Genomic DNA, 9,578 nt, shown 5'->3' on the forward strand with positions numbered 1-9,578 from the left:
CAATCATGAATACACTGCTCGACCGCCGCTCGTTTGTTTCCCGTTCCGCCGGTGCGCTCGCCGCGATGGCTGGCACTCCTCTGCTCGCTCAATCAGCGCCGCTGAAGCTCGGCATCATCTCTGCGGCGACGTATGCCCCCACTTACAATGACCCTGCCGCGCCGCGCATGCCCGGCTCGCATCACGGCACCGCGTTCTCCACCACGTTCAATGGTTGGGATGAGGAGAAGGCGAAGCAGCTCAAAGGCACCTTCGTCAAATCGGGCCGCAGGCTCGAAGGCGCACGCGTGGTGAAGATCTGGGATGTCGACAAAGCCGCCGCGCGCGCGCTGGCGGATGTCTGTGGCATCGAGACCGTGACCGACACGCCCGAGCAATGCTGCGATGGCGTGGATGCCGTGCTGATCGTCGATGACGGCAGCGGCGCGCAGTGGAAATGCGCGGAGCATCCACTGCGCAAAGGTGTGCCCACTTTCTGCGACAAACCGCTCGCCATGAACGCGCGCGAGGCCGCCGCAGTGGCAAAGCTCGCACGCGAGACCAAAACGCGCTTCATGTCCGCCAGCAGCCTGCGTTTCGTGCCCGACATCATCAAGCTGCGTGACGAACTGCCGCAACTCGGCGAGGTGCATCTCGCGAGCGTCATCTGCGGCAACGAACTCGTCTATTACGGCATCCACGCGCTCTCGATGGCCTACGCCGTGCTTGGCAAGGGAGCCGTGAGCGCCATCAACGTCGGCAAGCCCGGCGCGAACATCGCGCGGCTGCGCTTTGGCGGGAAGCGCGATGTCGTGCTCATGGTCGCCGACAAGGAAGTGATGCGTGGCGGCTACCAGATCAATCTCTACGGCGAGAAGGGCTGGCGAACGATCACGCCCGATTTGACGAACCTGTACGCCTACCTGCTGGAGGCATTCCTCGATCTCGTCATCACTGGCAAGGAAAGCGTGCCAATCGAGGAGGAGGTCGAGGTCATCGCCGCGCTCGAAGCCGCGAAACGCTCCCTCGAAATCGGACACGAGGTGAAGCTCAGCGAGGTGCTCGCGGACCTCTGATGATTTGATCCAGACAAACAATCCCATCCAACCCCAATCCAGCCATGAACCCAACCAGCCAAGCCCATCTCACTCGCCGTGATTTTTTCCAGCAAAGCGGCAAAGCCGTCGCCGCATCCGCACTGGCCGGGATCGCGATACCGCACGTTCATGCAGCCGGCAGCAATACCATTCAGCTTGCCATTGTCGGCTGTGGCGGGCGTGGCAGCGGTGCCATTGCCAATGCGATGGAGGCCGTCGGCAGCACCACAAAGCTCGTCGCCATGGCCGATCTGTATGACGACCGGTTGCAGCGGTCGCACACGGCTCTCTACGACAAGTTTCAAGAGCGCATTGACGTGCCCTCGGAGCGCCAGTTCATCGGCTTTGATGCCTTCAAGAAGGCCATCGACGTGCTCCGGCCCGGCTCGGGCGACATCGTTTTGCTCACCGGCTATGCGGGTTTCCGTCCGCAGCAGCTTGAGTATGCCGTGGAGCGTGGCGTGAATGTCTTCATGGAAAAATCCTTCGCCACCGACCCCGTTGGCGTGCGTCGCGTCATCGCCGCCGCCGAGACTGCTGAGAAAAAGGGCTTGAAGATCGCAGCGGGGCTCATGTGCCGTCATTCGCCGAACCGCGAGGAACTCATCCGCCGCCTCCGCGCCGGTGAGCTGGGCGATCTGCAATACACCCGCGCCTACCGCATGGGACCGGTGGGGCCGCTCGGGCCGAAGCCTGCGGAGAAAAGCGAGCTGGAGTGGCAGTTGCGCAACTTCACAAAGTTCTACTGGGTCTGCGGCGGTCTTTGGGCGGAGATGGACATCCATCAGATCGACGAGCTTTGCTGGCTGCACGATGCGCTGCCCGTCTCCGCACAGGGTGTGTGCGGACGAGTCGCGAACAGCCAGGATTGCAGCCAGAACCTCGATGCCTTCAATGTCGAGTGGACCTTCCCCAACGGCACGCGGGCCATGCACACCGTGCGCTACATCTCGAACACTCAGAGCCAATTCGCCACCTATGTGCATGGCAGTAAGAAGGCCGTGCAGTTCTCCGGCAACACGCATGCCGCCGATGTGGAGATCTACAAAGACCAGAACACCAACCGCAGGAACATCGAATGGCGCGCGCCGAAGGAAAAGCACACCGTGTGGCAAAACCAATGGAATGACTTCCTGGAGGCGATCCGCACGAACAAGCCCTTTAACCAGGCAAAGCGTGCCGCGCATTCCAACCTCGCCGCCATCATGGGCCGCGCCGCCATGCACATGGGACGCAGCGTGACATGGGAAGAGGCGCTCGCGTCGAAGTTCGAATGGTTCCCCGGCATCGATCAGCTCACATATGAGAGCGAGCCGCCGATCAAGTCCGATGACAAAGGCCGCTACCCTGTGCCCGTGCCCGGTCAGTGGACGGAGATTTGATTGATCCAATCACCAACCATTCATGAACCTGATCGACCTCAACAACCGCAACGCCATCGTCACCGGAGGCGCGCGCGGCATTGGCCGCGCCATCGCCGAACGTCTTCTCGCCTCCGGCGCTCGTGTCTCGCTGTGGGATGTGGACGCGGCGGCGCTCGCGCAGGCTTCGGCGGAGATGGGGACGCCGGACACGGTGCATACCGCCACGGTGAACCTCGCTGATCTCACCTCCGTCCAAGCAGCAACCGAGGCCACGGTAAAGGCCTTTGGAAAGCTCGACATCCTCGTGAACAACGCCGGCATCACCGGTGGTAACGCGAAGACTTGGGAGATTGATGCCGCTGACTGGCAGCGAGTGATGGACATCAATCTTAACGGCCCGTTCTACTGCTGCCGCAGCGTCGTCCCTCATCTGCTGAAGAACGGCTACGGCCGCATTGTCAGCATCGCTTCCATCGCCGGAAAGGAAGGCAATCCGAATGCCGCGCACTACAGCGCCTCGAAAGCCGGCGTCATCGCACTGACCAAATCGCTCGGCAAGGAACTCGCTACCTCGAATATCACCGTCAACGCCGTCACGCCCGCCGTCATCGCCACGGACATCCTCGCGCAGATGCAGCAGTCGCACATCGACTACATGCTCTCGAAGATTCCCATGGGCCGCTTTGGCAAAAAGGAGGAAGCCGCCGCGCTCGTCGCCTGGCTCTGCTCCGAAGACTGCTCTTTCACCACCGCCGCTGTCTTCGATCTCTCCGGCGGTCGCGCGACTTACTGAACTCAAGCACTCGCATGTAAAGCGAGCCGCAACCGCAAACTGAGTGGTGCCAGTCCGTATTCCAATTCTCCATGCACCGATCCCTTCTCCTTTTTCTCCTCCCCTTCGCCGCCCTCGCCCAGTCCGGCCCGCCGCCAAAGGCCCCCGTCGTCCCCACCGACCTCGCGCCACAGATCGAGACGCTGAAGCCCGGCGTGAAGATGACGCTGCTTGCCGAGCACCCCGCGCTCGTCACGCCCACGGGCATCGATGTGGATGAGAAAGGCCGCATCTGGCTCGCCGCGTGCCACACGCACTTCCGGCCGGAAGGTTACGAAGGCCCGCAGCATGACGAGATTCTCGTTTTCGATGCCGACGGCAAAAACCGGCGCGTCTTTTACAACAAAACCGATGCCACCATGCATGTCGAGGTCGGCCCCGATGGCTGGATCTACCTCGCGGAGCGCGATCGTGTGCTGCGCGTGAAGGACAGCGATGGAGACGGTGTTGGCGACACGGAAGAAAACCTCGCCACGCTCGACACCGTGGCCGATTACCCGCACAACGGCCTCAGCGGCATGGCGTGGCATCCGGATGGCGGCCTCGTCTTCTCGCTCGGCGAAAACTTCGGCAAAGACTGGACTCTCACCGGCACCGATGGCGCCAAGGTGAGCGGTCGCGGTGAAGGCGGCGTCTTCCGCTGCACCGCCGATGGCAAAGGCCTGCGCCGCATCGCCCGCGGCTTCTGGAATCCCTTTGGCCTGCTCGTGCGTGCCGATGGCGAAATCTTCGCTGCGGAAAACGATCCCGGCAGTCGTCCGCCGTGCCGTTTGCTGAACATCGTCGAAGGCGCGGACTATGGCTTCCAATGGGTCTATGGCAGCGCGCCGGTGCATCCCTTCGTCGCGTGGAATGGCGAGCTGCGCGGCACGCTCGGCATGGTGCATCCGAGTGGTGAAGGCCCCTGCGCCGTCGTGGAGCTCGGCGGCGGTGTCATGATCCCGAGTTGGAGTGATCACAGCATCGATTACTTCCCGCTCACGCGAAAAGGCGCGGGCTACACCTCCGAGCGCATCCCGCTCGTAAAAGGCAGCGACTTCTTCCGCCCCGTTTGCATGGCCCAAGGCCCAGATGGCGCGTTTTACCTCACCGACTGGGTTTTCAGCTCCTACCCGATTCATGGCCGCGGACGCTTGTGGAAACTCGAAATCGAAAAACAGCCCTGGATCGCCAAAAAGCAGCCCGAAACGCCCGAAGCCGCTCTCGCCAAAGAACTCCGCGAAGGTCGCGAAACACCCGAAGTGGCCGAATTACTCCAACTCGCCCGTGGAAGCGACAAATACCTCGCCGACGCCGCTTTGACCGCGCTTTCGAGATCCAAACTGAGCATCGAAGCCGTGAAAGCACTCACGCCTCAAGATCGCGTGTGGGCCTTCGTCGCGATGCGTCGTGCTGATTTGAGTGATGCGAAATGGGTGCGTGCTTTTTTCGACGATTCCGATTCCGAAATGCGCTTCGAGTGCCTGCGCTGGATCGCCGATGCCGTGCTGAAAAACTTTCAGCCGCAGGTCGAGGCCATGCTCAGCGATTCAAAGCTCGACTTCCGCCTCTTCGAAGCCGTGCTCGCCACCTGGAACACGCTGCGCGGCGAACCCGGTGCCGGCGTCACCAACCCCGAAGTGCTCGTCGAGCGCATCACCGATCCCAAAACGCCCGCCCGCCTCAAAGGCTACGCGTTGCGCCTCGCGCCGCCGACGCACAAAGCCCTCACACTCGAACTCCTGCGCGACTTCGCGAACAGCGACGATGAAGTCCTCCAACTCGAAGCCGTGCGCACCCTCGCCGCTCGCCGCGCCAGCGCCGACATCGCCGCCGATGACAAACGCAGCCCGCAACTCCGCGCCGAGGCCATCCTCGGCACCGACGACACCGCGCTGCTGCAAAAACTCGCCCAAAGCGACAACGCCATCATCCGCGATGAAGCGCAGCGTGCTCTTCCACGCTCTCTCACCATCAACCGGACCGCATTCGACGACACCGCCGCCTGGCTCAAACTCCTCGAAGGCCAAAGCGATGCCGAGACTGGCCGCCGCATCTTCTTCAATAGCAAGGTCGCTCTGTGCTCGTCCTGCCATCGCCACAGCGGTCGCGGCAACGTCGTCGGTCCCGATTTGACCCTCATCGCCCAGCAGGGCGACCGCGCCGCCATCCTCCGCTCCATCCTTGAGCCGCATCGCGAGGTCGCGCCGCAGTTTTATCCCTCCGTCGTCGAACTCAAAGACGGCACCACCTTCACCGGCATCCTGCTGCGCTCCTCCAGCACCGAAGTCTTCCGCGACCTCACCGGCAAAGAAAAATCCTTCCCCGAAGCTGACATCGTCAAACGCACCGAACTCCGCACCTCGCTGATGCCGCCCGGTTTGGTGATGTCACTAACGAACGAAGAACTGCGTGACCTGCTGGCTTTTTTGACGGCTCGCTGACAGCCATCACAAGACTTGATCCCATGAGCGGCGGCAGTTAGTCTTCTTTCATGACACTTCAGATTCCAGACTCACTCGCCACGCAGTCCGGTTGTGGACCGCAGGACATGCTTTTTGGACTCGCCATCGGCTTGTTCATGGATGGTCGGCTCACGCTCGGGCAGGCTGGGAGTGCTCTTGGGCTGTCGAAGCCGCAGTTTGTGGATTTGCTGGGACAGCGTGGCATCCCGATGCCTTATGATGTGGACGACCTTGAAAGCGATCTCAAGACGCTCGACAAGCTCTTCCCCAATCAACCTGCGATGCCCGCCTGAGCCGTGATCGTCGTCAGTGACACCACCGCGCTCACGACGCTGATGAAGGCCGGGCTGGAGTCTTTGCTGCAGCGCTTGTTTGGCACGGTGGTCATTCCCGAGATGGTGGCCACTGAGTTGCGGCAGTTTCACGACAGCATTCCGGAGTGGTGCGAGATCCACTACATCCACGAGCATCCGCTGCTGCCTGTCGTTTCGCAATCCATCGACGCTGGTGAGGCCGAGGCCATCTGCCTGGCCTTGGAGTTGAACGCCGCCGCGATCCTCCTTGATGACCGCAAAGGCAAACGCGAAGCGGAAACCCGTGGTCTATCATGCCTGGGGCTGCCCGCCGTGCTGCTCGAAGCAAAGCGGCAAGGTCTGATCTCCTCTCTTCAAGTCGCTCTCGACCTGCTGCACGAACGAGGCAATTACCGGCTCAAAGCTCACACTCGTGAAGCATTGCTGCGATCTGTGGGTGAGCTCACTTGATTGGTGAAATGCCGGCTTGATGCACGTTTTTGGGTGACAGATGAAAACACTTCTTTTCCTCATCGCCGCCCTCGGAGCCGCCGCACAGGAACCTGCGCAGCCTGCCGAGTTTGAGCATGCGGGCGTCACGGCGGCTTGGAAGGCTTACGCGGAGGTTTTGAGCTTTGGAAGAGGTCAGACGCTCGCGTTGCTCGATGATGGCTGCACGATGTCGCGACCGGAATGGCAGGGGGACAAGGTGAAGGTCACTTACGACGCGGTGGATGGTGACAACGATCCGAAACATGAGGGCAAAGGCTACCATGGCAGCACGATTGGCATCCCTTCATCGGTGAATCACGGCGGCAAGCGGGGCGTGGCCTACAACAACCAGCTCGCCATCGTGCGCAGTCTCGAATGCTGTCACTGCAAGGTCGCGGACAGCGTTTCGCTGGCCAAAGCGCTGCAATGGGTGATCGATCATCATGCGGAGCATCGCATCACGACGGTGAATCTCGCGCCAGTGGATGATCAGGAGCACGCAGAGCCCGTGCCGACCGAAATCGACGCCAAACTCGCGAAACTCCGCGAGCTCGGCATCTGGGTGAGTGCTCCGGCGGGCAATCACCACTTCACGAAAGGCATCTCGTGGCCTGCGAGCCAGCCGAACTGCTTCGCCATCGGCGCGGTGAAGCCGGGGAAGGATATCGTCACGCTCGACCGCAGTGCCAAAATCGATCTTCTCGTGCCTGCACTCGCCACCAGCAGCTCAAACGCCATCCTCTGCGGCTCCGCGATGATCCTGCGCGAGGCGATCGAGAAAAGCGGCTACGACTGGAAACCGCACGGTCCCGATCTCGCGAGTGCGATGATGAAAATCTTCCAAACAACCGGCGTGGAGGTGAAGGACGAGAAAAGCGGTCTCAGCTTCCGTCGGCTCGATTTGATGGCGGCGCTGAAACACGTCATGGCACGATGACAAGAACATCTGTCAGACAAAGAGAGCCCTGTTCGTTCCAGCCACGCCCATGAAAAAGTCGCTTCTATTGCTCTTCCTTCTCCCTCTGTCCGCTATCGCCGCCATTGAATCCCCGGAGGATGTGAAGCGGCGTGAGGCGATTCCTTTCGGCGGTGACTTCAAACCGAACCCGAAAGTCGGCGCGTTTGTCGTCGTGGGGCATGGGGCGCGCATTTTTTGGTGTCGAAGGACGATGGCAAAACGTGGACGCAGAGCTTTTTCGCCGCGCCAGGGGCCGATCACGGGCCGTGGGCCACGAAGGCGGTCGCGTACACGGGTGGAGTGTTCGTCGTGCCCGTCGGCTGGGGGGCGCCGACAATTTATCTGGCCTCCGATGACGCGCTGAACTGGCGTCACCTCACGAAAGGCACCACGCAACTGCCGGAGGGTAAGGGCGATGCTCGCGTGATGCCCGGAACCTGGGGCATCGCGGCCGGAAAAGGCACCTTCGTCGGCAGCGGCTACATGACCTTCTGCGCCACGAGCGATCTCGGGCAGAGCTTCACCTCCTTCGGCATGTGGGGCGCGTTCAAAGGCGATCCGCGTGGCAAATTGAGCACGCATCACGTCGGCGCGGTGTATTGCGGCGATGCCAGCGGACGCTTCCTCGCGCTCGGTGACAATCGCGGCGACTCCGGCGCGAAGTTTGGCAACCTCTTCGCCAGCGATGACCTCGGCAAGACGTGGAAATGGCTCGCGCCGAAGAGTCTCGATGCCTCCACCGGTCGCGGTGAAATGCTCTGCAACGGCCGCCTGCTCGTCATGACCGACAAGGACGCCGCGAACGCCTGCACCAGCACCGACGCCGGAGAAACCTGGACCGGCCCGCACGCCACCGGCACGCAACGCGCGAGTTTGAGCGTCGTGGGCAACGAGTTCTGGCTCTGCGGCAAAAAATCCCGCGCCAGCACCGACGGCCAAACCTGGCGCGACCTCCCCGCCACCGTGCCTGAAGGCAAAGTCATCGCCAGCGACTCTGGAACGCTCATCAGCATCCAGACGCAGCGCACGAACATCCAACGCAGCATCGACGGCGGCAAAACCTGGCAGGAAGTGCATCAATACACGCCCCCTGACATCAAAGGTGGCGCTCAAGGCCTGCGTGCCGGCGCTTGGGGCTTGGCGGCTCCGTGAGAGCCATCACTTGGACTGCGGCAGCCTGCTGCCGCTTTTCCGAGACAGCCCTGCTGCCGTCAAAGTCTCCCGGCTCCCGAAAAACACCCCACGCTGGCGCAAAGGCGATAGCCCCTGAGTCATCGAAGCCCAAGACACGCCCGACGGCCAGCAGGCTGGCCTGCCGAAAGCGGCAGCAGGCTGCCGCAGTCCAAGGAGTCCATGGAGTCCAAGGAATCCCACGAGGTCCGCAGTCCGCGTTGCCACGGTCGAGGGCTGGACTATCCTCGCGGCCATGTCGTGCGCACCTCACGCTCTCTGCCTGCTCCTGCTCGCCGCCCCGGCGCTGCACGGCGCGGAGGTGACGACCTCTTTCAGCCAGACGGGCACGAACACGCAGGTCAACTTCCTCCTCACCAACAACGACCCCGGCGCGATCTACAACAGCGCCGAGCTGCGCCTGGAGGCCACCCTCGCGCCCGTGGTCGATGCCATCCTGCGCTACAAACCCGGCTACACCCCACGCGCCCAGGTGCTCGCGGCCATCAGCGTCACCATCCAGCAGCCACCCTCGGGGGAGGTTTACAGCGGATGGAGCAGCTCGCTCTCCAGCAGCACGGGGGTGATCAGTTTGACGAACAATGGCTTACTCCCTGACATCACCTACACCACCTGGCAAAACACCCTCGCAAACGCCGCGCAGGACCTCATGACGGTGACGCTGAACCTCGGCGGGATGCTCGACTTCGATGGCGACTCGCAGCTCGACGCCGCGGAGCGCCTGCTGACCCTGCCGCCGCTCACCGCCGCCCCAGACGAGGCCAGCGCGGGGTTTCATGCATACGAAGGTGGTATCACCGGTGCGTCTGCCGCCGTGAATCGCTTCGCGGTGGCCGGGGCGTGGGTGGAGCGGGCGCGGGCCGCCGCCGCGCAGGGCGTGCAGCGCAGCGGCAGCAATGCCACGCTGAGCTGGCAGGCCCAGCACAGC

9 protein-coding genes are annotated in these 9,578 nt (G+C 62.4%); all 9 read left to right on the forward strand.

Annotated features, from left to right (window positions below; translation table 11 throughout):
* Positions 1–5: 5 nt before the first annotated feature.
* On the forward strand, positions 6–1,055 hold the full coding sequence (locus IAE77_RS18700; RefSeq protein ID WP_294229780.1) for a Gfo/Idh/MocA family oxidoreductase: 1,050 nt from the start codon (positions 6–8) through the stop codon (positions 1,053–1,055).
* 44 nt (positions 1,056–1,099) lie between these two features.
* Positions 1,100–2,458, forward strand: coding sequence for a Gfo/Idh/MocA family oxidoreductase (locus IAE77_RS18705; RefSeq protein ID WP_294229782.1), 1,359 nt, complete (start codon positions 1,100–1,102; stop codon positions 2,456–2,458).
* A gap of 22 nt (positions 2,459–2,480) precedes the next feature.
* A complete protein-coding gene (locus IAE77_RS18710; RefSeq protein ID WP_294229784.1) occupies positions 2,481–3,233 on the forward strand; it encodes an SDR family NAD(P)-dependent oxidoreductase in 753 nt (250 codons plus the stop codon).
* 71 nt (positions 3,234–3,304) lie between these two features.
* On the forward strand, positions 3,305–5,695 hold the full coding sequence (locus IAE77_RS18715; protein ID WP_294229788.1) for a PVC-type heme-binding CxxCH protein: 2,391 nt from the start codon (positions 3,305–3,307) through the stop codon (positions 5,693–5,695).
* 50 nt (positions 5,696–5,745) lie between these two features.
* Positions 5,746–6,009: a UPF0175 family protein gene (locus tag IAE77_RS18720; RefSeq protein ID WP_294229791.1), complete on the forward strand. Its 264-nt coding sequence runs from the start codon at positions 5,746–5,748 to the stop codon at positions 6,007–6,009.
* 3 nt (positions 6,010–6,012) lie between these two features.
* Entirely contained in the window at positions 6,013–6,480 is a 468-nt protein-coding gene (locus IAE77_RS18725; protein WP_294229794.1) for a DUF3368 domain-containing protein, read from the forward strand.
* 40 nt (positions 6,481–6,520) lie between these two features.
* Positions 6,521–7,438, forward strand: coding sequence for a S8 family serine peptidase (locus IAE77_RS18730; RefSeq protein WP_294229796.1), 918 nt, complete (start codon positions 6,521–6,523; stop codon positions 7,436–7,438).
* A gap of 219 nt (positions 7,439–7,657) precedes the next feature.
* On the forward strand, positions 7,658–8,611 hold the full coding sequence (locus tag IAE77_RS18735) for a sialidase family protein (RefSeq protein ID WP_294229800.1): 954 nt from the start codon (positions 7,658–7,660) through the stop codon (positions 8,609–8,611).
* 274 nt (positions 8,612–8,885) lie between these two features.
* On the forward strand, positions 8,886–9,578 hold a 693-nt coding region (locus tag IAE77_RS18740; protein ID WP_294229803.1), incomplete at its 3' end, for a hypothetical protein.

The sequence above is a fragment of the Prosthecobacter sp. genome, assembly GCF_014879935.1.
Taxonomy (GTDB): Bacteria; Verrucomicrobiota; Verrucomicrobiia; order Verrucomicrobiales; family Verrucomicrobiaceae; genus Prosthecobacter.